Source organism: Pontibacter coccineus, from assembly GCF_030546575.1.
GTDB classification, from domain to species: domain Bacteria; phylum Bacteroidota; class Bacteroidia; order Cytophagales; family Hymenobacteraceae; genus Pontibacter; species Pontibacter coccineus.
On the sequence record NZ_JAUOTN010000011.1, the window covers coordinates 118188 to 142221 of the forward strand.

The following is a 24034-nucleotide window of genomic DNA, read 5'->3' on the forward strand; positions in this document are numbered from 1 at the left end:
ATGAGCCTGGCTCCGGGAGAAGGTAGGTATAGAGATACAGACATACAGCATAGTTTAGTTTGTAATCTGTGCAGGCTGTCGCTGGTAGAATTGCGGAAAGGGAAGGTCATACCCCTATGAGGCCAGGAGGGCTATAGGAATTGTGAGTTTCTCAGACCACAGGCTTTAGGCGCGAAAGCATGCGTAAGGGTATTTGGGGCAAGTCTCCTGGCTTGTAACTTGGCAGCCATCCTTCTCGTCCTGTTCCGGACAATGGATAGTTGGGGCTGCCAATGACATGTTACTTACAGTTGCGCGTCAGCCCGTGATTTCCACACGGTTCCTGTTTAAACCTGAGCTATACCTAGCTGAGGTACCTCCAAACGTTGTAAAGATAGAAATTTTTAACTGATCCGGCTCCAGTTGACAGTATTCACGCTCAATGATTTGATGTGCCGCATGATATTCTGGTTCTGGGGCTGCTCGAGTTGTGGGTCTTCATTCAGCACACGCTGCGCGGCGGCACGGGCTTCCTGCAGAATGGGTGCATCCTTGGCCAGGTCGGCAATGAGCAGGTCTAACACGCCGCTTTGCTGCGTGCCCATCAGGTCACCTGGCCCGCGCAGCTTCAGGTCGATGTCCGCAATCTCGAAACCGTTGTTGGTGCGTACCATCGTCTCCAGTCTAGTCTTGCTGTCTTTGCTCAGCTTATACCCGGTCATGAGTATGCAATAGCTTTGCTCAGCGCCCCGTCCTACGCGGCCCCGCAGCTGGTGCAGCTGCGAGAGACCGAAGCGCTCCGCACTCTCGATGATCATCACCGAGGCATTCGGCACGTTCACGCCCACCTCAATCACAGTTGTCGCCACCATGATCTGCGTCTCGTTCTTGACAAAGCGCTGCATTTCGTAGTCTTTGTCCTGCGCCTTTAGCTTGCCGTGCACCATGCTTACCTGGTACTCCGGAAAAGCCCTGCGCACGCTCTCGTAGCCGTCCATCAGGTCCTTGTAGTCCATCCCTTCCGATTCCTCGATGAGCGGGTATACGATGTATACCTGGCGGCCCAGCTTGATCTGGTCACGCACGAACTGGAACACCTTCAGGCGGTGGGAGTCGAAGCGGTGCACCGTCACGATCTCTTTACGACCGGCTGGCATCTCGTCAATCACCGACACATCCAGGTCGCCATAGAGCGTCATGGCCAGCGTGCGGGGGATAGGGGTGGCCGTCATCACGAGCACATGCGGAATGATGCGCGGGTTTTTGCGCCACAGCCTGGACCGCTGCTCCACGCCGAAGCGGTGCTGCTCGTCCACAATGCAAAGGCCCAGGTTCTGGAACTGCACCACGTCCTCCAGCAGGGCGTGCGTGCCCACGATCATCTTCATCTCGCCGGAACGCAGCTGCTCGTGCAGTACTTTGCGGTCTTTGGTTTTGGTAGAGCCGGTGAGTTTGCCGATGTTTATACCTAGCCGGTCAGCAAAAGCCTTGAGACCGGTATAATGTTGGTCGGCCAGAATTTCGGTAGGGGCCATGAGTACCGACTGTGCTCCGTTATCGGCAGCGATCAGCATGGTGATGAAAGCCACAATGGTCTTGCCGGAGCCTACATCGCCCTGCAGCAGGCGGTTCATCTGTTTTCCGGCCGTCAGGTCTTTGTGTATCTCCTTGATCACCCGCTTCTGCGCATTGGTCAGATCGAAGGTCATGTGGTTTTTGTAGAACTCCGTGACCGTTGGTACCTGTCGGAACACCTGGCCGGCCAGGTCGGCGCGGCGCACTGTTTTCTGACGCAGCAGGCGCAGCTGTATGTAAAACAGCTCTTCAAACTTAAGGCGGAACTTGGCGGCATTGTACTTCTCCACCGACTGCGGGAAGTGAATGTTGATCAACGCATCCCGTTTGCTCATCAGGCGGTAGTGGTCGATCAGTTCCGGCGAAAGTGTTTCGTGTATGTTCGGTTCTGCCACCTTCAGCAACAGCTCCATCATGCGGGCAATGACTTTGCTCTCTACCCGGAAGGCTTTCAGCTTCTCAGTGGTGTTGTATACCGGTTGCAGAAAAGAGGCCGTCTGTTTCTCTTCGCCCTGTTCCTCCAGTTCTGGGTGGGCCATGCTCCACTTGCCGTTGAACTGCGTGGGTTTGCCGAATACGATGTAGTCGGTGTGGTTCTTCAGCGTCTTCTGCATCCACTTCACCCCCTTAAACCAGACCAGTTCCATCTCGCTGCCGTCTTCGTCTACCAGCGTAGCGGCCAGACGCTGCTTGCGACCCTCGCCCAGCACCTCCTTGCCCCGCACACGCCCGCGCACCTGCACATAAGGCATGCTCTCGTCCAGTTCGGCTATTTTGTAGAACTGGGTTCGGTCGAGGTAGCGGAAAGGGTAGTGCTGGATGAGATCGCCATAGGTATAGATGTTGAGCTCCTTCTGCAGCAGCTCGGCCCGCTGCGGCCCCACGCCTTTCAGAAATTCGATCTTGGTATGGAAGAAGTTGTTCAAGGGTGTAAGCTCAGGTTAGGTAAATAAGGTATAGCAGGTATACCTTACAAAAATAAGCAAAAGCCCCGACAGGTGTAAGTGCTGGCGGGGCTTTATGTGTCGTGCGTCGTGGCGATATGTATAAAAGTCTGTATAACTCGGCCCAATCGATTTGAGCGCTGCGCTCAGAATTCGTAGTAGGTTGCGTTGAAACTGCCATTCGAAATCTCCACCACTTCGCCTGTCGTGGAATTATGGGCTTTAAAATGGAACGTACCGGAGATTGTTCTTTTATACCGATCGATTGAGGAAATGGATAAAGACCCGGTACGCGTCTGATCCGTGCGGAAATCCATGTTTGTGTCTTGGGTGTAATAGCCGGCATTCAAATGCTCACCAAGTTCATAATCCCTTACTCTAATGCCATTGATTGTGTCTCTTACGCTAACCAGGAGGGAGGTAGAGCCATTTGTAGCGCTGAACCAGAATCTATTTCCATTATCGGTCAGCGTAAATGACAGTGAGTTCGTTTTAAACCCACTGCTCGGCCACCATCTTTTACCGTTTATCCTAACGCAAAATGATTCATCACAGAAGCTGTCCTTGGAACAGGAAAGCAGGCCAACCAGAAGTATTAGAAGGTATAACCTGTTCTTCATATGTAATTACTGTCATGTTTCATACCGTGAGATCTGTAATGGATGATAAAAGCAATGCCAATAGGTAGTAAGTTTAGAACGTGCCCACATCAAACCGGCCATTGGTCACTGTTACCGTGTCTTTGCCATGCACAGCCTTGAAAGCGAAGATGCCCGACACGATTTTGTTAACGGTGTCTGCTCTGGTGATGATGACCTTGCCCGTATACCTGCTGTTGGTCATGTACAGCTTGCCAGGTATGTAGTAGGCGCCGTAATTCTGGGGCTGCCTCAGTTCACCGCCGATCAAATTAGTAGTGGTATTTAGGGGATACTCCCCTGGCTGAGATACGTTACGGAGGTAAATCTGAAAACCAGTTTTGTCTTTTCTGTAGGCCCTTATGAATACATTGTTACGGGTTTCAACATAAGAGTAAGTTCCCTGATACCCACCTTCCACCGGATCAGGGGGGTTAAAGCCAGTGCCGCCGTTGGCTACCCAGGCCCTACCGTTGACAATAGCCCCCATGGTGTCGGCGCCCTTTTGGGTGTCATCGGGCAGCAGTTTCAGTTCGTCTTTTTTACAGGCTGCAAACAGCACAGGTATAAACAGTAGAATAAGTTTGGGGCGTAGTTTCACAGCAGGCATGGTGGTTGACATACTAAATATAGTGAATATCAATTCATTATACCTGAAGTGCTGTGCGTATTCCGTAGAAGGAAAGAAATTCCTAATGGACGTTGACCATCCGAACTGAGGAGAAACAAAAAAGACTGCAGGTATACCTGCAGTCTTTTATTCTTTGTCAAAAAGCTTTTTGTAGAAGATCTTACTTCTTGTCCTTAAACTCGAGTGTATTCAGCATGTGCACGATATCCTTTTTCACATACTCGATCACAGGGGCAAGTGAGTCGTTTTGAGTGGCGGTTCTAAAATAGAGCGCGCCCCGCAAGAAATGCGTGGTTGTATCGGTTACATAGAACTGGAACTGGCTTGGGATTTCGCCTTCCAGTTCAAACACCGATACAATGTCTCCTTGTGGCGTTCTAACCTCCGTTTCCTCAATCGAATACGCCTTTATCTGGTGTTTGCCAGTCAGTTTGCGGGCATCCTCTATCAGGTTATTCAACATTTTTGGATCATTGTTGATGGCCTTGTACGTCAGCTGCACGTTGGCTCCCAGGCTCGGGTAGATGATGTTGATCCAGTGCGGTTGCGCAATCAGCGAAGAATCGGGCCGTATTTTGGCGTGCTTCGAATACTCAAAGGTATAAGGGTGCTCGTCCTGTAACTGCTGGTAAGCGGCAGCTGGCAGGTCGATGCGGTTGTATCCTTTTGGCTTGGGAGTGTACTCGGCGTTGCAGCCTGCCATGGCCAGGGCCATACCTGCCCACAGGGCCATTTGCAGTTTAGCCGACTTTATGATAGTGCTCTTTTTTGCTTGCGACATTAATCTTAACTCGTTTTACACGCTTATTGTCCGCCGACTCCACCGTAAAGTAATAGCGGCCATACGACACTTCTTCGCCCACATAAGGTATGCGGCCAAATAGTGCCAGCATCAGGCCAGCCACCGTTTCGTGCTCACTTTTTACCTCATTAAAGGCGTCGAACGGAATCTCCGTGATCTTGCAAAAGTCGTGCAACGATGTTTTACCGTCAAATATAAAGGTATTTTCGTCGAGTTGTGAGTAAATGATCTCGTCCCCGTCGTCAAACTCGTCGTTGATCTCGCCCACAATCTCCTCGATCACATCCTCCATTGTCAGCAGGCCAACTGTGGTACCATATTCATTCACCACAATAGCCATGTGCACATGCTTTTCCCGGAAGTCCTGCAGCAGGTTAGAGATGTGCTTGGTCTCCGGCACAAAGAAAGGCGCTCTGATCAGATTCTGCCATTTAAAGTCAGCTCCTTTGTCGAGGTGCGGCAGCAGGTCCTTTACATACAGGATACCGTCAATGCTGTCGGTGTTTTCGGTGTAAACCGGCACGCGCGAATAACCCCATTGAATGATCTGTGGCAGCAACTCCGGCAAGGTGGCGCTCTGCGGAAAGGCCACAATGTCCATACGCGGGCGCATAATCTGCTTGACCGTGATGGAACCGAAGTTGACGATGCCTCGCAGGATCTTGCGCTCTTCCGGCGAAGTTTCTTCATTAGACAAAGCCACATCCAGACTATTATGCAATTCCTCCAGCGTGTTGCTGTAAGATCGTACCCGGTAGCGCCTGTCAATGTAAGAGCTGATGCCGGTTAGCATCCAGGCAAGCGGCTTCAGTACAGGGGCTATAGCGGAAAGCACAGGGGCCATGCGCTGCGCAATGGCAGGGCCGTGCTTGCGGGCGTATACCTTGGGCAGCACTTCGCCGAAAAACACGATCAGGAAAGTAACAATCAGCACACTCAGAAGCAGCGTGAAGGTTGAAATGGCGACAGAACCGGTTACCTGCCACGCAATATAGGCGCAGAGGGTAATGATGCTGACATTGATCGCGTTGTTGATGATCAGAAGTGAAGCCAGTAGCTGGCGTGGGGTCTGAAGCAGGTGGTGCACCAGTTGAAGCTTTTTGTCTTTGCTCGTTCTGGCTTTCTCAATCTCCTGGGGTGAGAGCGAGAAAAAAGCTGCCTCCGCCCCCGAGGAGAGGGCAGAGAGCAGCAATAAGATAAAGCAGGCCGAGATGGCTGCGATATATTCAATTCTAAGTAAAGCTGTTGCGCTTTGTAAAAGTTGCAGTAAGCTATAACTTAGGGGGTCTCCGGAATCTAAACTGTCCAAAATCAGATAGTTAGGTTAAACATGGATTAGAACGGCAGGTCGTCTGGCTCGTCGTTCTGGAAGGCAGAAGCATTGCCTTTGCCTGATGCGGCGGCACTGCCCTGACCTGATGATGATTGCCCTGCAGGTTGTGAAGAAGCACCGCCCTGGAAGCTTCCTGAGCCGCCATTGCCACCTTCACGCGCGCTAAGCATTGTCATGTTGTCGGCCACGATCTCAGTGCTGTAGCGCTGCACGCCTTCTTTGTCCTGGTAGCTGTTGGTGCGGATCTTGCCTTCAATGAAGACAGACTGTCCTTTGCGCAGGTACTTTTCGGCTACCTCGGCCAGACCACGCCATAGCACGATATTGTGCCACTCGGTGCGCTCCTGGCGCTCGCCGTTTTTGTCTTTGAATGTTTCGGAAGTAGCGATTGGGAAACGCGCTACAGCTACGCCGCCTTCAAGGTGGCGAACTTCCGGGTCCTTACCAAGGTTTCCGATAAGGATGACTTTGTTTACACTTGCCATGTCTTTTTTTGTTTAATATTAAATTGATTTGGGCTACTCCGACAACCTAGCCGGAGGCAATTATGGCTACTGAAACTCTAGAATGCATTTGCAAACAGAAAAGTTTCAGTTTATAAATTTAGTAAAATCTTCTCATCTTTCAAATAGCTGTCGATAAGAATTGGCTTGGGTAATACCTCTATTTTTTCAGATGAATAGGGTGCCAGTCGTGCCTCCTGCAAAACTTCTTCTTTTAAACGAAAATCAAGCGGAATCAGATAAAAGCGAGCCGTAATTTTCTGATGGCTAAGCACATGCCTGTATTCTTTGCGAGGTGGCAGAAGATGCGGTTCCTGCACGGCTATACCTGCGTCGTTCAGTTCCTGCAACAGCCTGGTGGTGTCCAGCACTTTCGAGTCGCTCTCGTGCAGGTAAAAATCGTACAGTCCTTCCCAGATATCGCCGCTCAGGCGCTTGCGCATGTAATACTCCCCTTCGTGCACAAACACCATGTAGTGGAAGAAGCGCGGACGGGCAGCTTTGGCCTTTGACTTCACCGGCAGCTCCTGTACCAGCCCATGGTTAAAGGCAAAGCAGGACTGTTGCAACGGGCAGAACAGGCAGTCGGGCATCACGGGCGTGCACTGTATGGCGCCGAACTCCATGATGGCCTGGTTAAACGTGTCGGGCGCTTCAGCAGGTATAAGTTCGTTTGCTAATTGCTGAAACACCTTGCGCGAAGCCGGAGCCGCAATGTCCTCTGACAGGCCAAACACCCGGGCAAGTACCCTGAACACATTGCCATCCAGCACCGCCACCTTTTCCCTGAAGGCAAAAGAGGCGATAGCGGCAGCCGTGTAGCTTCCCACCCCGCGCAGTTTCAGGAGCTCCTCATACTTATCCGGAAACACGCCGCCATACTCCTGCACAATCTGCTGGGCGGTGTGGTGCATGTTACGGGCCCGGGAGTAGTAGCCGAGTCCCTGCCAGAGGCGGAGCACTTCGTCCTGGGGCGCAGCGGCCAGGTGCTGCACGGTAGGGTAGGCTTCGGCAAAGCGCTGAAAATAGGGCAGTCCCTGGGCTACACGCGTCTGTTGCAGAATCACTTCAGAAAGCCAAATCAGGTATGGGTCAGTGGTGTCGCGCCAAGGCAGGGCTCTTTTGTGGCGCTGGTACCAGTCAATAATTGTTTGGGCAAACAAAGGGCTGGGTTTATTTTCCATAGCTGATTTAAGGCGGTTGATGTTGGGAATGGAAACAGACAAAGGTAAAGCATTGTTCTGGAAAGGAGGTAGGGGGAATTTGTAAGATAATGGTATCTGCCTAAAATATAAGTACATAGCCCGCGTTAGGGTGTTGGCAAGCTGGCACGGGTATTGTAGCAGTGTGTCCGGCGAAAAGGGGGTGAGCCCCATGGGTTTAGGCAGGGCATAATCTGTAATAATTTAGTGCTAAAGCTTTTACTTGTCGAAAAGTAGGCATACCTTTGTGCCCCGAAAAAAGGAGAACGACAGCGCTGTGGTTCCTCCTGAAAAATAGAAAGTTAACGTATTTCTAATTTATAAAAATCTAAGAAAGTGACTAAAGCAGAAGTAATATCAGAAATTGCTGATAAAACAGGGATTGATAAGGCTGATGTGCAATCTACCATCGAAGCGTTTTTCAAAGTAGTGAAAGACTCAATGGCTGACGGCAACAACATCTACGTGAGAGGTTTTGGAAGCTTTGTAAACAAGAAGCGCGCAAAGAAAGTGGCTCGTAACATTTCGAAGAACACTTCCATCATTATTGATGAGCACTTTATTCCAAGCTTCAAGCCATCCAAGACCTTTATTGCCAAGATTAAGAACAGCAAAAAGATCAAAGAACTGGCTCATTCTTAATTCTTTCGTATATTTGCCGGTTGCTTGTTAGTTTATCATTTAAATACAGTCACTTAAAGAAAACAGAAACTCATGTCACGCGCTCAAATACTGATACTTGTTGCAGCTATCGCATTGGCCGCGGCTATGTTTTTTCTTCCTAAGGTGGTTGTAACAAAGGATGACACCACAGTAGCTGCCGAACAAGCCTCTCCTTTGCCGGAAGGTCACTCTGAAGACGATGGTCATGACCATGGTGCTGCACCAGCCGCTTCGGCTGATGGAGTACATGCGATGGCTACACCAGAGCAACTGATGGAACTAGCCACTGTGCGTGCCCGCTATAACAAAGCAACTGACACCAAAACGCGTGGCCTGTTGGCTGGCGAACTGGCAGCAGCTTATACCGCAGCCAGTAAATTTGACAGTGCAGGTTACTACTACGAGTTAGCCGCTGAAGCCCGTCCGGGTGAGAAGAGCTACCGTAGAGCTGGTGACCAGTACTTCGAAGCCTTCACGTATGCGGCAACACAGCAGCGGGCCAGCGAAATGGGCGGCAAGGCCCGTAAGATGTACGAGCAGGTGCTTAAGAACAACCCTTCGGACCTGGATGCGAAAACTAACGTAGCCATGACCTACATTGCCAGCGAAAACCCAATGCAGGGTATCACGCTGCTGCGGGAGGTGATTTCGACAGACCCGAAAAACCAGAAGGCACTGTTCAACCTGGGCATCCTGTCAGTACAGTCCGGGCAGTGGGATAAAGCCGCCGAGCGTTTTCAGGAACTGGTAGCAGTTAATCCTGAGCACGTAGAAGGTACCTTCTACCTGGCTGTGTCACTGGCAGAAACTGGTAAGAAAGAAGAAGCAATCAGGACTTTCAACAAAGTGAAAACGATGAGCAGCGACCCTGCTCTAACAGCTTCTGTTGACGAGTACCTGGCTAAAATGTAATAAAAGAACTAATCACTTAATAAAAATTTCAAGACTATGCCTTGCGGAAAGAAAAGAAAAAGACATAAGATTGCTACTCACAAGAGAAAGAAGCGTCTAAGAAAAAACAGACATAAGAAGAAGTAATTTCTTCTGCGTTTATTGAGGCCCACATTGCTTCTGCAATTGTGGGCTTTGGTCTATACATCCAACTAATCTTTGAGAGAAATTGAGTAACGAGCTTATAATCAATTCTACTCAGGATGGAGAGCGCATCGCCCTATTACAGGACAAGAGACTTGTAGAGTTTCACCACGAAAAGAAGGATACCAACTACATTGTAGGCGACATCTTTCTGGGAACTGTAAAAAAAGTAATGCCAGGCCTAAACGCCGCTTTTATTGACATTGGCTACCACAAGGATGCATTTCTGCATTACCATGACCTGGGAGCCAATGTCAAAACGCTGAACAAGTATGTGAAGGCGGCACAGACACAGAAGAACGCTTCTGCAAAGCTTAACCAGACTAAATTCGAGCCAGAAATTGACAAACTGGGCAAGATCGCTGATGTTCTCAAAAAGGGGCAGCAACTCTTGGTGCAGATTGTCAAAGAGCCGATTTCCACCAAAGGACCGCGTCTTTCTTGCGAGCTTTCGCTCGCCGGTCGATACCTGGTGCTCGTGCCGTTTTCCAACACGGTAAGCGTATCCAAAAAGATCGTAAGCAAAGAAGAACGCACGCGGCTCAAGCGCCTGATCACCTCGATCAAGCCTGAGAACTTTGGTGTGATCATCCGGACAGTGGCAGAAGGCCGTGAGGTGGCAGAACTCGACAGAGACCTGCGCAACATGGTGGAAAGCTGGGAAGAAGGCTTTAAATCGCTGAAGTTAGCCAAACCCAATGACAAGATCATCGGGGAATTGGGACGTTCTTCGTCCATACTGAGAGACTTAATGAACGAAAGCTTTGACAACATAGTAGTGGACGACGAGTCACTCTATGACGAGATCAAAGCATACATCGGTAGCATTGCGCCAGACAAAGTAAAAATTCTGAAGCACTATACCGGTAAGACAAAAACCTTCGAACACTTTAACATCGAGCGGCAACTAAAGGCTGCTTTCGGGAAAACAGTGACTATACCTGGCGGCGGATACCTGGTAATAGAGCACACCGAGGCCCTGCACGTAGTCGATGTGAACAGTGGGAACAAATCTAATACCGAAACCGATCAGGAGGCTACCGCGCTGAACGTGAACATGATGGCTGCCAAAGAAGTGGCCCGTCAGCTGCGACTCCGGGATATAGGTGGTATCATTGTAATTGACTTCATCGACATGAAGTCGCCTGAAAACCGCCAGAAAGTATATGAGGTAGTCAAAGAGGAACTGAAGCGGGACCGCTCCAAGTCGACAGTTCTGCCTATCTCCAAGTTCGGCCTGATGCAGATCACGCGTCAGCGTGTAAGGCCAGAGCAGAATATCGTGACCGGTGAGGTATGTCCCACATGCAACGGCACCGGCAAAATAACTGCCAGCATTCTGATTACTGATGAAATAGACGTAGCGGTAGACGACCTGCTCACGCGACACAACCACAGAAGTCTGACTCTGTATGTACACCCTTTCCTGTATGCTTATTACACTTCAGGGGTCATCTCAAAGCAGATGAAATGGTTCTTCCACTACTTCAAGTGGGTGAAATTTGTAAAAGACACTTCGCTCGGCATCACCGACTTTAAGGTAATGGACGACAAAGGCGAAGAAATAGAGCTGCGCACCGCCCTGACGGAGGTGAACGGAGTGCAGGATCAAGAAAATTTTAATCAGATTTAAAGGCAACAAAAAAGCCGCTCTGTCTATTCAGAGCGGCTTTTTTGATTTAACAGGTTTTCGCGGTGGCTATACCCTAGAATTTGATGCCCACATCAATGGACACGCCATTATTTTTAATAGCTAGGTTCTTGTCATTTAACTGTTTCTTATAGTAGTTGTCGATGTTACTCAGACCACGCAGGTAGGTGACACCTCCAAACAGTTTTGTGCTTTGGCCCAGCTGCATTTCTGCACCGGTGCCTAGTACGGCACTAGTCTCAAATACATTAAAACGTTTGGCCGTCTTTTCCCCATTAATCACCTTTTTCTGGTCAATCTGGCCAGAAACTTTGGTGCCAAGTGCACCGCCTACCTGAAAGTACAACACTATGTCAGGGGCTACTTCGTTTGTGAAAAGTTTGAGCGTAAGCGGTATTTCAAGATACTGAACAGTCAATTCATCAGTTTCTTTAGCAGGTGTTACTACTCCGTCTCCACTTTCAACCATATAGGTATAGCTAATCTTAGAGCCTTTACTACGGTACATCAGCCCTGAGCTGAAGGCATAGTTGTTAGAGAAGAAATAGTCACCGACTACGCCTACTCCTAAGCGTAAAGCGCTGTTCGATTTCTCAAAGTTATGCCGGTCCTCAGCTATAAAACGGTTACCCGAAATAGTCGGGGAGAATTGAATGCCGATTTCCATTTGGGCCATGGCAGTGGAAGAGAAGCCCAAAAAGAGCAGTAGAAATGCTAGTTTTTTGAATTGCATGTTAAATTGTCGCGTTTATTTCTTCTAATACGGGATAACCCTGTATTTTTGTATTTAAATATTCGGCAATGTATCACAGATTATTATTACTCGCAACCATCCTACTGCTTTTTAGCTGCAAGAAGAAGGCCGGATGCGACATACCTGAAGAAATAGAACGCATACCTGTATCAGTAGAAATTGAGCGGCTCGAGAAGCCTTTTTTTGCGGCAGATTCTAAACAGGATATCGCCTCTTTCCTGGACAGCAACCCCGTTTTCGCAGAGCGATTTCTGCAGCGTAAAAGCTACCCTTCGGACTCGGCTCTGATCAATGGACTTTATGCACTGGCAACCAACCCCGAGCTTCAAAAGCTGGAACAGGAGGCGGACACCACTTTCGGTGACATGGCCACGGAAAAGCAGCAACTCGAAACCGCCTTCAAGCACATCAAATATTACTATCCCGAGTTCAGGGAGCCGCAGGTAAAGACTTTTGTGTCCGGTCTCAACCAGGATTTGCTGGTCTCAGACAGCCTGCTGGTATTCGGCCTCGACTTCTTTATCGGCAAAAACGCCAGCTACCGCCCGGATACCTACGATTATATTCTGAAGCGCTACGAGCGTGCGATCATGGTGCCGGCTGCCATGCTGCTGCTGTCTAACCGCTATAACAAAACGAACTTTCTGGAGCGCAGCCTGCTGGCCGAAATGGTGAACACGGGCAAGGCCTACTATTTTGTGAAATCCATCATGCCCTGCGCGCCAGACTCTACCATCATCGGGTATAGCGGGCAGCAACTGGCCGACGTGCATCATAACGAAGGCCGTATATGGGCACACTTTATTGAGCAGAAACTGCTTTATGAGAAGAGCCCGTTCGTGGTGAACAAATACATCGGTGAGCGCCCTAACACGCCGGAAGTCGATGCCACATCCCCTGGTCGCCTCGGTACCTGGGTGGGTTGGCAGATTGTGCGCAGGTATATGGAGCGCAATCCGAAGGTAACGCTGCAGGAGCTGATGGCGGACGACGATCACCAGAAAATATTTAACGAATCGAAATACAAGCCTGAGAAGCGGTAGTACTATACTTCGCCTCTATACCTGCGCGCATGCACATAGCTATTTTCAACCAGCACCATCACAACCCGGACTGCCCTTCTACCTGCCGGCACTATACCTTTCTGGAGTACCTGGCCAAACGGCACAAGGTGAGCCTGATCTCGAGTAGCGCGTGGAAGCAGCTTCGGATTACGGATAGGTATAAGTGGGTGCCGGAGGGAGTGGAGCTGTATGAACAGGAAGTGCCCTATAGCAACAAAATGGGCGTGCGCAAGCGACTGGTTTCCTACGGGGGCTTTGCTGCCTACAGTCTTACAAAAGGCCTTTCTATACCTAAGCCGGATGTGGTGTGGGGTGTGTCTACGCCGCTAACAACGCCCTGGATGGCAGCCCGCGTGGCAAAGATGCGGGGTATTCCGTGGGTGTTTGAGGTACAGGATCTGTGGCCCAGCTTCCCGATAGAGATGGGCGCAGTGAAGCGGGAGTGGCTGAAACGCCGCCTGTTCAGATTGGAGAAGAGCTTGTACCAGAGTGCCAACCACATCATCACGCTTTCCCCGGACATGGAAGACTACGTCGTCAGCCAGGGTGTAGCGCGTGAAAAGGTCACTACCATCCTTAACGGCACTGACCTCGAAATGGCCGATGCCGCGACTCCTGAGAAGGTAGCGGCACTGCGCAGGCAGTACCTGCTCCAAGGCAAACGAGTGGTGCTCTATGCAGGGACCTTTGGCCGGGCCAACGATATACCTACCATCATGCAGGCAGCTGAGGCTATGGCCGATCAAAAGGACATTGTGTTTGTGCTGGCTGGTGGCGGCTTTTATGATGACGAACTCCGGAGACTATCACTGCGGCTGCCTAACCTGGTGTTGCTACCGCCACAGCCACGGCCCGACGTGTTTACGCTATTCAAGCTGGCGGACCTGTCCCTCATCACTTTCAACGATCTGCCTGTATTGGCCTCGAACTCCCCGGCCAAGCTGTACGATAGCCTGGCCTGTGGGGTACCGGTGCTGGTGACGAACCCTGGCTGGACAAAGGCTTTTGTAGAACAGTACAACTGCGGTTGGTATTGTCCGGCAGGGCAGCCCCATCTGCTGGCTCATAAAATCAGAGAGATCTTCTCTGATCATGATAAGCGGCGACTGGCCGGGCAAAACGGACAAGCCATCGCCCGGCAACTATTCGACCGCCAGCAACTTGCCGCTCAGGTAGAGCAGATCCTGTTGAAGGTAACGGGCAAGGTATAGCTTCTGGTCTTTGGCATAGCGTTTGATTAAGCAGGTATAGCAGCGCACATGCGCAAGCCTGCGCATTGCTGTTAATCAAACCAACCACAAGATTTAAAGGAGAACGAAACATGAAGAAGATCATAGCAGCCCTTTCGCTCGGTATGTTAGTTGCCGGCAGCAGCGCTTACGCCCAAACCACCACCAAGCCACAAGACCAAATACCACGCAATGAAATGCGGGGAGCCATGAAAGACAAAGCGCAGAAAAGCCCTGAGGAAATGGCTCAGATGAAAACTGAGCGAATGGCCGAGAAGCTGGAATTGAGCGCATCGCAGAAAAACCAGCTGCAGGAACTGAATATGCGTCAGGCGCAGGAAATGAAGGCCATGCACGAGAACCACAAAGCGACGGCGGAAAAAACGCCTGAGCAGCGAGCCCAGATGCAGGAAGCCAGAAAAGCGAGTCACGAGAAGTGGCAAGCCGAGCTCAAGAGCATCCTGTCGGCAGAGCAGTACGCTAAGTACGAAACCGACCGTGCGGAGATGGAACAGAAGCGCGTGGACGGTAAAAAACGCCACAAGTCAGGTGAGCATAAAAAATCCGGAGAGCACCAAAAAAGAGGCGAGTACAAGAAGCAACAGCAGGGAATGTAATCCCTAGATAAGATCCCATAGTGAAAGCGGGGGCAGACCATATAGTGTCTGCCCCCGCTTTTTTATCAGGCTATACCTCCTACTTTATTTTCCGGGTCGTCAGGTATGTTGGGATAGTATTTCTGAAAGAAAGCGCAGAAATGTGTGAGCGGACATTCCTCACACTTCGGCCGTCGTGCCAGGCAGATGTAGCGTCCGTGCAGGATGAGCCAGTGATGCGCCTTCGCGATAAGCTCCTGCGGCAGGTTGGCGACTAACTCTTTTTCTACTTCCAGCGGTGTTTTGGCAGTTTTCGAAACAAGGCCCAATCGCTTGCTCACCCGGAACACGTGCGTGTCCACGGCCATGGCCGGCTGGTTCCAGATCACCGACACGATCACATTGGCAGTTTTGCGACCCACGCCCGGCAGCTTTACCAGTTCCTCTACTGTGCTGGGTACTTCTGCGTTAAACTGTTCCACCAGCATTCTTCCCAGTCCAGCCAGGTGTTTGGCTTTGTTGTTGGGGTAGGATATGCTCCTGATAATTGGAAAAATATCTTCTGGAGTGGCTGCAGCCAGATGTTCCGGCGTAGGAAATGCTTCGAACAGGGCAGGCGTTACCATGTTCACGCGCTTATCGGTACACTGGGCGCTGAGCACCACAGCCAGGATCAGCTCATAAGGATTGGAATAGGCCAGCTCGGTCTCGGGATCCGGAAAGTTCTGGGTAAAGTGCTCGATCAGCAGCTTGTAGCGTTCTCGTTTGCGCATAAAAAAAGTTTGCAGTCGGTTAAGACTGCAAACTTAAGCTTTTTGAGTAATTTAAAATGTTGTCGATAGACCGCTTGCTTGGGCTTTTGGCCGCGCCGCTTAGTAGTCGCTGGATGAGCATGAGTTCGGAGCAGCTCTCGGCCAGCTCGTTGTCGTGCATCAGTGCTGTTTCCAGTTGTTCGCGGGCAGGGTCTGCCAACTCATTGTATACGTACTGGATCAGCTCATTCTGAGTAGAGGTTTTTATCATAAGCAATGGTGCTGTTTAGCATCTTTTTTCTTAGGTTGATTAATGCGTAGCGCATACGACCTAAAGCTGTATTGATGCTCACACCGGTTGCTTCTGCTATTTCCTGGAAACTCATGTCGGCATAGTGGCGCATCATGAGTACTTCCCGCTGCGCTTGTGGCAGCGTCAGGATTAGCTCGCGTAGTCGGGCATGGGTGTCCTCCTTTATTTGCTGCGACTCAGCGGAGTCTTCGGCAAAAGACAAGGCATTGAACACATTACTACCGTCCTCCAGCGTGATCATCGGGCTTCTTTTCTCTTTACGGAAAAAGTCGATTGCCAGGTTATGGGCAATGCGGCATATCCATGAAGAGAACTTGCCTTCCTCGTTATACCTGCCGCCTTTCATGGTGTGGATCGCCTTTATAAAAGCATCCTGCATGAGGTCCTCAGCGGTATACGTGTCTTTAACAATCAGTAAGATCGTAGTGAATACTTTGTTCTTGTGTCTGTTTACTAGCTGTTCAAACGCATTTTCGTTACCTGCGATGTAGAGCGAGACTAAAGCAGAGTCGCTCAGCTGGGTAGTTGTATTCATCGTAAAGCTACATTAGTTTAACGTAGAGCTTTATATCATATTGTTGCGTTAAGCTGTTAGAACAAATAATTTTTGAAGTGCAAAATCAAATATAGAGAAAGCATTCTGACCGTGCAAACCTAGCCGGGTGTCCTTAAAAAAAAATATTAAAGATGCTATATGCCAGTCAAGAATTACTGTTCCCTAATATACGGCAGGATAATGTAAACGTATATGCTTTTAGTTAAATTTATTTTTCAACATATAGCAGTATGGTATATAGTGCTGATATGGAGAGGATTAATGCTAACCCGGAGGGTGACTCAGGTATAGTATAAAAACATAATGGCCGTCTCTCCCGGGGGTAACCCTGGAGAGACGGCCATTATGGTGATGCAGTAAATTGTGTTACGTGGTTATCTCTTTTCCTATAATGCCCAGCAGACCCAGTTTCATCTGAAACACCTGCGCAATGCTGGTTGCCTTCTGTTTCAGCTCCTTTGTTTTATCGCCTTCAAACAGCTCGTCTGCAGTTTCACCGAACAGCGTCACCCAGCGGGCAAAATGCTGCCTGTCTATTGGCAGGCGCATGTGCTTGGGAAAAGGCTGCCCTTTGTAAGCCATGGTGCCAAACAGTACGGAGCTCCAGAAATTGTACATGATGGGAAGATGGTGCTCCCAGTCCACGTTCGCAAAGCCATTGAAAACAGGCCCCAACAGGTCGTCCTCGTTTACTTTGGCGTAAAACGAGTCAACCAGCAGTTTTATGTCCTGTTCGTCTTTAATATCTTCCTTCATTTGCTGCAAATTGAAACCTCATAGGTTAACAAAATTACCAGCATCAAAGCAAGGGAAAAATGACATTGGTCATTATTAGGTATAGAAGGGGCATAAAAAATCCTTCGTAAGAACTGAGCGTCTGTACGAAGGATGGGGTTACTACTATTAAAGATGCTGATTACTCGCGGTTGTATCGCTTCAGGCGGTTCAGGATCAGGAGCAGGCGGCGGTTTATTTCGCGCTCCTCTACGGGCTTGCACTGTGCAGTGATGTCGGCAGGGCGTTTCAGCTTGGCCTCCACGGCTTTCAAGTGCTGCAGGTAGCACTCAATGGTGGTGCAGGAGATATTCTGGTATTGCAGGCCTTCCCCGTCAGCTACTTTGCTATTGAGGTTGATCGCCTTGGCGATTTCAGTGTTGATCAGTTGATTCACATCAGAGCTAGAGGTGATTTCCTGCTGGTACACCTTCTTCTCGATGTTCTCCAATAATTTGCGGATGTCCAGTTGTTCCATGGTGTTGATATTTTTTAAAATTAATAATCGATAAAGTCGGCAGTTCCTCTGCTCAGGATACGGTCCTGAGTTGGCTGCGGTAACCCATAAAAGGATTGTTAATAAAAGAATAATATGGCGCTGTTGGCACCGGAAGCATGCGTCAGCACAGGTTGGTGGTGGCTAACATGCGGGAGACGGCTGCTGATTGAGGGGGTGGCCGCTCCTTAAAAAATTATACTTCTATACCGGACCGAGTGTTGCAGTTTAAGATAGAAAATTCCAAATAATTTTATACAGTATAAATATTCAACGTTTTATGGTCTGTCCAGCGGCCGCCAATTCGACCTTCCGGATAGGCTGTGGCAATAGGAAAGCCTTCGGGGAATAATTTGTAGGGATTGCAAGCCCTGTGCAAATGGCCTCAAAATAGGGAGTACCCCAGCCGTTTTTATTCGGTGAGGCAGTCTGCAGGTATGCGCGCTATGGCGTAGCTTTGTAGCTTTGAAACCTATTTGTAGAGGATAAAGGGAAATGGACGCTAAGTCAACTCGCAGGCACGACCCCTATGCCGTGCTTCGGCTGCCGGAATTCAGGCTATACATATCGGCACGGCTGTGCATTACGCTGGCCATGCAAATCCAGGCCGTTATTGTGGGCTGGCAGATCTATGCCATCACCGACGATGTCTTCTCCCTGGGCCTGATCGGTTTGGCGGAGGCTATACCTTCCATTTTCGTGTCGCTATACGCCGGCTACCTGGCAGACACGGTGCCCCGCAAGCAGATTATCGTTGTGGTGGTGGGGGTGCTGCTGCTCTGTTCGCTGGCACTCCTGTACTTTACCCTGGACATAAGCCGCGTGCTGCCACTGTATGGTGTGCTGCCTATTTATGCGGTTATCTTCATCAGCGGCATCGCCCGTGGTTTCATGGGGCCGGCCGTGTTCTCGTTCATGCCCCAGCTGGTAGCCGACAAGCAGCTTTATGCCAATGCCATCACCTGGAGCAGTACCACCTGGCAGGCCGCCTCGCTGGTAGGTCCGGCCCTGGGTGGGTTGGTGTACGGTTTCTACGGCATCACGGCGGCCTACGCCCTGGACGCTCTGCTCGTGCTGCTGTCATTTACCGCCTTTGTGCTGATCGGCGGAAAGGCGCTCCCGGAAAACGTCAATCCGCAAAACATGGTGGAAAGCCTGCGCTCCGGTATACGCTTCGTGTTCGGCAACCAGGTCATCCTGAATGCCATCTCCCTGGACATGTTCGCCGTGTTATTTGGGGGTGCGGTAGCGCTGCTGCCTGTGTTTGCCTCGGATATATTGCTGGTCGGGCCACAGGGACTCGGCTTTCTGCGGGCAGCGCCTGCCGTCGGCTCGGTGGCAATGGCCGTCTGGATGGCTTATTACCCCATTACCGTGAAAGCCGGTAAGATTATGCTTTGGTGCGTGGCCGGCTTCGGGTTGAGCCTGATTTTCTTCGGTCTCTCCACCAGCTTCTGGCTCTCGCTGGTGTTGCTGGTGCTGAGCGGCGCCTTCGACAGCATCAGCGTCATCATCCGTTCCACGCTGCTCCATACCCTGACGCCGGAGTATATGAAGGGCCGCGTCTCTTCTGTAAACAGCATCTTCATCGGTTCGTCCAACGAGATTGGGGCCTTCCGAGCAGGGGCGATGGCCAAGGTAATGGGCGCGGTGCCGTCCGTAGTATTGGGCGGCGCGATCACGTTGCTGGTGGTAGGTATAACGGCCCTGAAGGCGGACAAACTGCGCAAGCTAGACCTGACGCCGGAGATGGAGGTCGTCTGAAAAAGGGCAGTCCCATGCTCCGGCAAGCGGAACATGGGACTGCTGTTGTGGTAGGGTGGTGGGGCTACTTGGTAGCGCCCTCTTTCTTTTCGGCGGCTTTCCGGATGGTCGCCTGTCTTGGGCGGCTGTTGCCATAAGTGCCTTTTACAATTTTACCTTTCTTCGATTTTTTATCTCCTTTTCCCATGTTGCGTTGGTTTTGTTGGTTGTAGATTGTAACCCATACATACGGAAGCAGGGAGCTGCAGTTTAGGTAGGGTATGAAGTTTATGGCCGATTAGGTTTTCCATACCTGACTGCGTTGCCCATGTCGTGTTAGTAAGGCCTATACCTGTAAATGGTCTATACCTTTAAATAGTAAGAGGAAGCTAAACCTTTTTATACCTGTGGCTGTTTCAAAAGGATGCCATGTTGCATGCTGTGGTGAAATCCCAGGTATAGAAGCCAGGGGGTAAAAAGCCTTCAGAATGCGACAGGGTATTTGTATCTTTACATCGTATAAAAATCAGTTCGTCATGCGTAGGCTTTAGCCAGCCTGCGCTATACTCTATGGCAAACACGTCCGAAAATAACCTCGATACACTCGACCCGCGCCAGCACATTATCATCAAAGGCGCCCGTGTGCACAATCTCAAAAATCTCAGTGTGGCTTTGCCGCGCAACAAGTTCATCGTGGTCACCGGCCTTTCCGGCTCCGGCAAGTCATCGCTGGCCTTCGACACGCTCTATGCCGAGGGGCAGCGCATGTACGTGGAAAGCCTGAGCTCCTACGCCCGTCAGTTTCTGGGCCGTATGGACAAGCCGGATGTGGACTACATCAAAGGCATCAGCCCGGCCATTGCCATCGAGCAGAAGGTGAGCATTAAGAACAACCGCTCTACCGTAGGTACCAGTACCGAAATCTACGACTACCTGAAGCTGCTCTACGCCCGCATCGGCAAGACCTACTCGCCGGTTTCGGGTGAGGTGGTGCAGAAAGACAGCGTGGCCGATGTGGTGGATTTTATCTTCTCGATGGAAGACGAAGCCCGTGTGATGATTCTGGCGCCGCTGCAACTGCAGAAAGACCGCACGCTGGCCAAAGAACTGGACCTGCTGCTGCAGAAGGGCTATTCACGCATCTACGCCGACGGGCAGGTATACTTTATCGAGGAGTTGCTCGAAGAGAAAAAGCCGAAGCTGGGCAAGGAGGTATACATCCTCGTGGACCGCGCCATCATCTACAAATCAGACGAAGACCTAGCTTTCCGGATTGCCGACTCGGTGCAGACCGCCTTTTTCGAAGGCCACGGCGAGTGCCGCGTCAAGTACGGTGATGGCGAAGAGCGTGTGTTCTCCGATCGCTTTGAGCTCGACGGCATGGTGTTCGAAGAGCCCTCTGTTAATTTCTTCAGCTTCAACAACCCGTACGGTGCCTGCCAGACCTGCGAGGGCTTCGGCAGTGTGCTAGGTATAGACCCTGATCTGGTTATACCTGACAAAAGCCTGACGGTATACGAAGGGGCAGTCGCTCCCTGGCGCTCCGAGAAAATGAACGAATGGCTGCAGCCGCTTGTGAAGAACGGCATCCGTTTCGACTTCCCGATCCATCGCCCTTTCAACGAGCTTTCGGAGAAAGAGCAGGAACTGCTTTGGACCGGCAACAAATACTTTGAAGGACTCAACGACTTCTTTAAACACCTGCAATCGCAGACACATAAAATACAGTACCGCGTGATGTTGTCGCGCTATCGCGGCCGCACCACCTGTCCCGACTGCAAAGGCTCCCGCTTGCGCAAAGATGCCAGTTATGTGAAGATCAATGACAAGAGCATCACCGATCTGGTGCTGATGCCGATCACACAGTCGCTGTCGTTTTTTGAGAACATGCAAATGACTGAGCACGAGCGGAACGTAGCGGAGCGACTGGTGACGGAAGTAACCAACCGCTTGGGCTACCTGGTACGGGTGGGCCTGGGCTACCTCACGCTCAACCGACTTTCTAACACCTTGTCAGGTGGCGAAAGCCAGCGGATCAATCTGGCGACCTCGCTGGGAAGTGCTTTGGTGGGTTCCATGTATATTCTGGATGAGCCGAGTATTGGCCTGCATCCCAAGGACTCCGAGCAGCTGATTGGAGTGTTGCGCTCTTTGCAAAAAATGGGCAACACCGTGATTGTGGTGGAGCACGAAGAGGAAATGATGCGTGCCGCTGACCAGTTGATCGACATCGGTCCGGAAGCTGGCTCGGGCGGTGGCAACCTGATGTTCCAGGGTACGCTGGAAGAGATGACCCGCACTGCTGACACCTATACCGCCAAATACCTGAGCGGCGAGATGGAAGTGTCAGTACCGGCGCAGCGCCGCAAGTGGCGCAATGCCATTGAAGTGCAGGGTGCCCGCGAGAACAACCTCAAAAACCTGAGCGTGAAAGTGCCGCTGGGTGTGATGACGGTGGTGACAGGCGTGAGTGGCTCCGGCAAGTCAACCCTGATCAAAAAGATACTGGCTCCGGCCATGATGAAGCTGCACGGTAACACGGCTGAGTCAACCGGTAAATTCGATAAACTGGCCGGTGACTATAATAAGATCCGGCACGTGGAGTTCGTGGACCAGAACCCGATCGGCAAGTCGTCGCGCTCCAACCCGGTCACCTACGTGAAGGCTTACGATGCGATCCGGTCCCTTTACGCCGACCAGCCGCTGGCCAAATCGCGCGGGTTCAAGCCGTCGCACTTCTCCTTCAACATCGAGGGTGGCCGCTGCGAGGTGTGCCAGGGCGAAGGCCAGGTGAAGATCGAGATGCAGTTCATGGCCGACATTTACCTCACCTGCGAGAGCTGCAACGGGCATCGTTTTAAGCAGGATGTGCTGGATATCAAGTATAAAGAGAAGAGCATTTCCGAAGTGCTGGATATGACCATCGCCGACAGCATCGATTTTTTTGCCGATCAATCGAAGATCGTGGAGAAACTGAGGCCGCTGAACGATGTGGGCCTGGGCTACATCCGTCTGGGGCAGTCGAGCAATACTTTGTCGGGTGGAGAGGCACAGCGCGTGAAACTGGCCTCATTCCTGACCAAAGGCGTGCAGGCGCATCAGGAGGACATTCTGTTTATTTTCGATGAGCCAAGCACGGGTTTGCACTTCCACGACATCAACAAACTGATGCAGTCCATCAACGCGCTGATCGAGAACGGAAATACGGTGGTCATCATCGAGCATAACATGGACATCATCAAGTCCGCCGACTGGATCATCGACCTGGGGCCCGAGGGAGGCACCAACGGAGGCTACCTGCTTTTTGAAGGTACGCCGGAGGAGATGGCTAAACTGGAAGATAACCACACCGCCAGATTCCTGAAGGAAAGGCTATAAGTATAAAGCGTAAGAGCCGCAGCAAGACCGATTGCTGCGGCTCTTGTTTTTAAGGTATAGCAAGGCAGGTATACCTTAATTTGCTAACTTGCCGTACGGGTGTAAATCAACTATAAATCACTAGCTACTATAAAACATGAGAAAACGAATTGTTGCCGGCAACTGGAAAATGAACAAGACCTACGAGGAGGCGCTATCGCTGGTATCGGAGATCGACAACATGGTGAAAGACGAAGTGAACGGCGATGTGACCGTGATCGTGGCACCGCCTTTTCCATACCTGCAGAGCGTGGGCAAACTGACGCAGGGCAACGACCGGATGCACCTGGCCGCCCAGAACGTGAGTGAGCACGACAGCGGTGCCTATACCGGTGAAGTGTCGGCGGCCATGTTGAAATCAGTAGGGGTGCAATACGTGATCATCGGCCACAGTGAGCGCCGTATGTACCACCACGAAGATGCCCAGGCACTATACAAAAAACTGAAAGCGGCCATCGCGCAAGGTATAACACCGATCTTCTGCTGCGGCGAACCGCTGGAGGAGCGCGACGCAGACCGCCACTTCGACTACGTGGGCAAGCAGCTGCACGACAGCCTCTCATACCTGAGCAACGAGGAGTTTGACCGGGTGGTGGTAGCCTACGAGCCGATCTGGGCCATTGGTACAGGCCGCACGGCCAGCAGCCAGCAGGCGCAGGAAATGCACGCTTACATCCGGGAGCAGCTTTCGCGCCTGTTCGATGCGGAAGCTGCCTTCAACTGCTCGATCCTGTACGGTGGTAGCTGCAACCCGGGCAACGCCAAAGAACTGTTCGCTCAGCCAGACGTGGACGGCGGCCTGATCGGAGGGGCTTCGCTTAAATCCCGTGACTTTACCGACATTATTAAATCGTTCTAAAAATCAGGTAACACAGGAAAAAAGGCTGCTAACTAAAAAAGTTGGCAGCCTTTTTTATTGTAGATATAGTTATATTTGGCTAAATTATCTCCTATGATTTTGATAATATCCTTTTGGTTGACGCTGCTTCCCTACCTGGCGGCGCCTCAGCCAGTGGTCCCTTCGCCTGTAACGGTAGCCAGCAATGACATCTGCCGCATTTACGGTTCGGTATACCTGGAGCGCGACCCCAGGTATAAGAACACCGCTGCCTATACGGTATACCTGGGCGATGAAGAAGCCTTTGCCAACATGGTGGTCTACCGCGAGAGCAACAAGCTCTTTGCTGATGCCACGGGCGTTTGGCACATCACCAACAAGAAAGCCTTTGCCGACCACGTGCTATACGTGACCGATAACCGGAATTTTGCTGATTTTACTGTACACTTTACCAACGTGCGCTCCTACGCAGCGTGCCGCCCTTAA

24 protein-coding genes and 1 riboswitch are annotated in these 24034 nt (G+C 51.0%); of the genes, 10 read left to right on the forward strand and 14 right to left on the reverse strand.

What is annotated here, in order from left to right; genetic code table 11:
- Positions 1-180: 180 nt before the first annotated feature.
- Positions 181-375, reverse strand: a riboswitch (cobalamin riboswitch).
- Between the two features lie 8 nt (positions 376-383).
- From recG to mutY, 7 genes are all read right to left on the reverse strand, one after another.
- Entirely contained in the window at positions 384-2480 is a 2097-nt protein-coding gene (gene recG, locus Q4E40_RS20070) for an ATP-dependent DNA helicase RecG (RefSeq protein ID WP_303414980.1), read from the reverse strand.
- Between the two features lie 164 nt (positions 2481-2644).
- The gene (locus tag Q4E40_RS20075; protein ID WP_303414982.1) at positions 2645-3118 is read right to left on the reverse strand and encodes a Riean_0653 family protein; all 474 of its coding nucleotides are present in this window, start codon (positions 3116-3118) and stop codon (positions 2645-2647) included.
- Between the two features lie 73 nt (positions 3119-3191).
- Positions 3192-3758, reverse strand: coding sequence for a Riean_0653 family protein (locus Q4E40_RS20080; protein WP_303414984.1), 567 nt, complete (start codon positions 3756-3758; stop codon positions 3192-3194).
- Between the two features lie 169 nt (positions 3759-3927).
- Entirely contained in the window at positions 3928-4500 is a 573-nt protein-coding gene (gene gldD / locus Q4E40_RS20085; RefSeq protein WP_484573337.1) for a gliding motility lipoprotein GldD, read from the reverse strand.
- Between the two features lie 7 nt (positions 4501-4507).
- Entirely contained in the window at positions 4508-5761 is a 1254-nt protein-coding gene (gldE, locus tag Q4E40_RS20090; RefSeq protein ID WP_303414986.1) for a gliding motility-associated protein GldE, read from the reverse strand.
- A gap of 143 nt (positions 5762-5904) precedes the next feature.
- On the reverse strand, positions 5905-6387 hold the full coding sequence (locus tag Q4E40_RS20095; RefSeq protein ID WP_303414988.1) for a single-stranded DNA-binding protein: 483 nt from the start codon (positions 6385-6387) through the stop codon (positions 5905-5907).
- 110 nt (positions 6388-6497) lie between these two features.
- Complete coding sequence (mutY, locus tag Q4E40_RS20100; RefSeq protein ID WP_303414990.1) at positions 6498-7589, reverse strand: A/G-specific adenine glycosylase; 1092 nt, start codon at positions 7587-7589, stop codon at positions 6498-6500.
- Positions 7590-7943: 354 nt separating this feature from the next.
- On the opposite strand from mutY, the gene Q4E40_RS20105 reads away from it, so the two are divergent.
- From Q4E40_RS20105 to Q4E40_RS20115, 3 genes are all read left to right on the forward strand, one after another.
- Positions 7944-8249 (forward strand): HU family DNA-binding protein, encoded by a 306-nt coding sequence (locus Q4E40_RS20105; protein WP_007655567.1) that lies wholly within the window; start codon positions 7944-7946, stop codon positions 8247-8249.
- Between the two features lie 72 nt (positions 8250-8321).
- Positions 8322-9182, forward strand: a complete 861-nt coding sequence (locus Q4E40_RS20110; protein ID WP_303414994.1) for a tetratricopeptide repeat protein — start codon at positions 8322-8324, stop codon at positions 9180-9182.
- A 208-nt stretch (positions 9183-9390) separates the two neighbouring features.
- Positions 9391-10998, forward strand: coding sequence for an Rne/Rng family ribonuclease (locus Q4E40_RS20115; protein WP_303414996.1), 1608 nt, complete (start codon positions 9391-9393; stop codon positions 10996-10998).
- A gap of 73 nt (positions 10999-11071) precedes the next feature.
- Here the strand turns inward: Q4E40_RS20115 and Q4E40_RS20120 are convergent, their stop codons facing one another.
- Positions 11072-11749, reverse strand: a complete 678-nt coding sequence (locus Q4E40_RS20120; RefSeq protein WP_303414998.1) for a porin family protein — start codon at positions 11747-11749, stop codon at positions 11072-11074.
- A 68-nt stretch (positions 11750-11817) separates the two neighbouring features.
- Here Q4E40_RS20120 and gldB point away from each other — a divergent pair, with 68 nt between their 5' ends.
- The 3 genes from gldB to Q4E40_RS20135 all read left to right on the forward strand — a co-directional run bounded on the left by gldB (position 11818) and on the right by Q4E40_RS20135 (position 14680).
- On the forward strand, positions 11818-12813 hold the full coding sequence (gldB, locus tag Q4E40_RS20125) for a gliding motility lipoprotein GldB (protein ID WP_303415000.1): 996 nt from the start codon (positions 11818-11820) through the stop codon (positions 12811-12813).
- A gap of 29 nt (positions 12814-12842) precedes the next feature.
- Positions 12843-14045, forward strand: a complete 1203-nt coding sequence (locus tag Q4E40_RS20130) for a glycosyltransferase family 4 protein (protein WP_303415002.1) — start codon at positions 12843-12845, stop codon at positions 14043-14045.
- 110 nt (positions 14046-14155) lie between these two features.
- Complete coding sequence (locus Q4E40_RS20135; RefSeq protein WP_303415003.1) at positions 14156-14680, forward strand: DUF4890 domain-containing protein; 525 nt, start codon at positions 14156-14158, stop codon at positions 14678-14680.
- 65 nt (positions 14681-14745) lie between these two features.
- Here Q4E40_RS20135 and nth read toward each other — a convergent pair whose 3' ends face one another.
- The 5 genes from nth to Q4E40_RS20160 form a co-directional block, all read right to left on the reverse strand.
- Positions 14746-15432, reverse strand: a complete 687-nt coding sequence (nth, locus tag Q4E40_RS20140; RefSeq protein WP_303415005.1) for an endonuclease III — start codon at positions 15430-15432, stop codon at positions 14746-14748.
- 19 nt (positions 15433-15451) lie between these two features.
- Entirely contained in the window at positions 15452-15682 is a 231-nt protein-coding gene (locus Q4E40_RS20145) for a hypothetical protein (RefSeq protein WP_303415007.1), read from the reverse strand.
- Positions 15657-16259, reverse strand: coding sequence for an RNA polymerase sigma factor (locus tag Q4E40_RS20150; protein WP_303415008.1), 603 nt, complete (start codon positions 16257-16259; stop codon positions 15657-15659). Before Q4E40_RS20150 ends, Q4E40_RS20145 begins: the two co-directional genes overlap by 26 nt.
- A gap of 387 nt (positions 16260-16646) precedes the next feature.
- Positions 16647-17036: a group III truncated hemoglobin gene (locus Q4E40_RS20155; RefSeq protein ID WP_303415010.1), complete on the reverse strand. Its 390-nt coding sequence runs from the start codon at positions 17034-17036 to the stop codon at positions 16647-16649.
- Positions 17037-17196: 160 nt separating this feature from the next.
- Complete coding sequence (locus tag Q4E40_RS20160) at positions 17197-17532, reverse strand: hypothetical protein (protein WP_303415012.1); 336 nt, start codon at positions 17530-17532, stop codon at positions 17197-17199.
- Positions 17533-18045: 513 nt separating this feature from the next.
- Between Q4E40_RS20160 and Q4E40_RS20165 the strand changes: the two genes are divergently transcribed.
- A complete protein-coding gene (locus Q4E40_RS20165) occupies positions 18046-19314 on the forward strand; it encodes an MFS transporter (protein WP_303415014.1) in 1269 nt (422 codons plus the stop codon).
- A gap of 64 nt (positions 19315-19378) precedes the next feature.
- Here Q4E40_RS20165 and Q4E40_RS20170 read toward each other — a convergent pair whose 3' ends face one another.
- Positions 19379-19501: a 30S ribosomal protein THX gene (locus Q4E40_RS20170; RefSeq protein ID WP_303415016.1), complete on the reverse strand. Its 123-nt coding sequence runs from the start codon at positions 19499-19501 to the stop codon at positions 19379-19381.
- Between the two features lie 362 nt (positions 19502-19863).
- On the opposite strand from Q4E40_RS20170, the gene uvrA reads away from it, so the two are divergent.
- The 3 genes from uvrA (at position 19864) to Q4E40_RS20185 (ending at position 24034) form a co-directional block, all read left to right on the forward strand.
- The gene (gene uvrA / locus Q4E40_RS20175; protein WP_303415018.1) at positions 19864-22671 is read left to right on the forward strand and encodes an excinuclease ABC subunit UvrA; all 2808 of its coding nucleotides are present in this window, start codon (positions 19864-19866) and stop codon (positions 22669-22671) included.
- Positions 22672-22807: 136 nt separating this feature from the next.
- Entirely contained in the window at positions 22808-23569 is a 762-nt protein-coding gene (tpiA, locus tag Q4E40_RS20180) for a triose-phosphate isomerase (RefSeq protein ID WP_303415019.1), read from the forward strand.
- Positions 23570-23662: 93 nt separating this feature from the next.
- A complete protein-coding gene (locus Q4E40_RS20185) occupies positions 23663-24034 on the forward strand; it encodes a 7(1) septoil knot domain-containing protein (protein ID WP_303415021.1) in 372 nt (123 codons plus the stop codon).

Coding starts and splice junctions, on each gene's coding strand:
- Q4E40_RS20145 (WP_303415007.1), bottom strand. CDS start 15,682: ATGATAAAAACCTCTACTCAGAATGAGCTGATCCAGTACGTATACAAT.
- Q4E40_RS20170 (WP_303415016.1), bottom strand. CDS start 19,501: ATGGGAAAAGGAGATAAAAAATCGAAGAAAGGTAAAATTGTAAAAGGC.
- Q4E40_RS20080 (WP_303414984.1), bottom strand. CDS start 3,758: ATGTCAACCACCATGCCTGCTGTGAAACTACGCCCCAAACTTATTCTA.
- Q4E40_RS20150 (WP_303415008.1), bottom strand. CDS start 16,259: ATGAATACAACTACCCAGCTGAGCGACTCTGCTTTAGTCTCGCTCTAC.
- uvrA (WP_303415018.1), top strand. CDS start 19,864: ATGGCAAACACGTCCGAAAATAACCTCGATACACTCGACCCGCGCCAG.
- tpiA (WP_303415019.1), top strand. CDS start 22,808: ATGAGAAAACGAATTGTTGCCGGCAACTGGAAAATGAACAAGACCTAC.
- Q4E40_RS20110 (WP_303414994.1), top strand. CDS start 8,322: ATGTCACGCGCTCAAATACTGATACTTGTTGCAGCTATCGCATTGGCC.
- Q4E40_RS20155 (WP_303415010.1), bottom strand. CDS start 17,036: ATGAAGGAAGATATTAAAGACGAACAGGACATAAAACTGCTGGTTGAC.
- Q4E40_RS20120 (WP_303414998.1), bottom strand. CDS start 11,749: ATGCAATTCAAAAAACTAGCATTTCTACTGCTCTTTTTGGGCTTCTCT.
- nth (WP_303415005.1), bottom strand. CDS start 15,432: ATGCGCAAACGAGAACGCTACAAGCTGCTGATCGAGCACTTTACCCAG.
- gldB (WP_303415000.1), top strand. CDS start 11,818: ATGTATCACAGATTATTATTACTCGCAACCATCCTACTGCTTTTTAGC.
- Q4E40_RS20185 (WP_303415021.1), top strand. CDS start 23,663: ATGATTTTGATAATATCCTTTTGGTTGACGCTGCTTCCCTACCTGGCG.
- Q4E40_RS20165 (WP_303415014.1), top strand. CDS start 18,046: ATGGACGCTAAGTCAACTCGCAGGCACGACCCCTATGCCGTGCTTCGG.
- Q4E40_RS20135 (WP_303415003.1), top strand. CDS start 14,156: ATGAAGAAGATCATAGCAGCCCTTTCGCTCGGTATGTTAGTTGCCGGC.
- mutY (WP_303414990.1), bottom strand. CDS start 7,589: ATGGAAAATAAACCCAGCCCTTTGTTTGCCCAAACAATTATTGACTGG.
- Q4E40_RS20095 (WP_303414988.1), bottom strand. CDS start 6,387: ATGGCAAGTGTAAACAAAGTCATCCTTATCGGAAACCTTGGTAAGGAC.
- Q4E40_RS20075 (WP_303414982.1), bottom strand. CDS start 3,118: ATGAAGAACAGGTTATACCTTCTAATACTTCTGGTTGGCCTGCTTTCC.
- Q4E40_RS20130 (WP_303415002.1), top strand. CDS start 12,843: ATGCACATAGCTATTTTCAACCAGCACCATCACAACCCGGACTGCCCT.
- gldD (WP_484573337.1), bottom strand. CDS start 4,500: ATGGCCCTGTGGGCAGGTATGGCCCTGGCCATGGCAGGCTGCAACGCC.
- Q4E40_RS20160 (WP_303415012.1), bottom strand. CDS start 17,532: ATGGAACAACTGGACATCCGCAAATTATTGGAGAACATCGAGAAGAAG.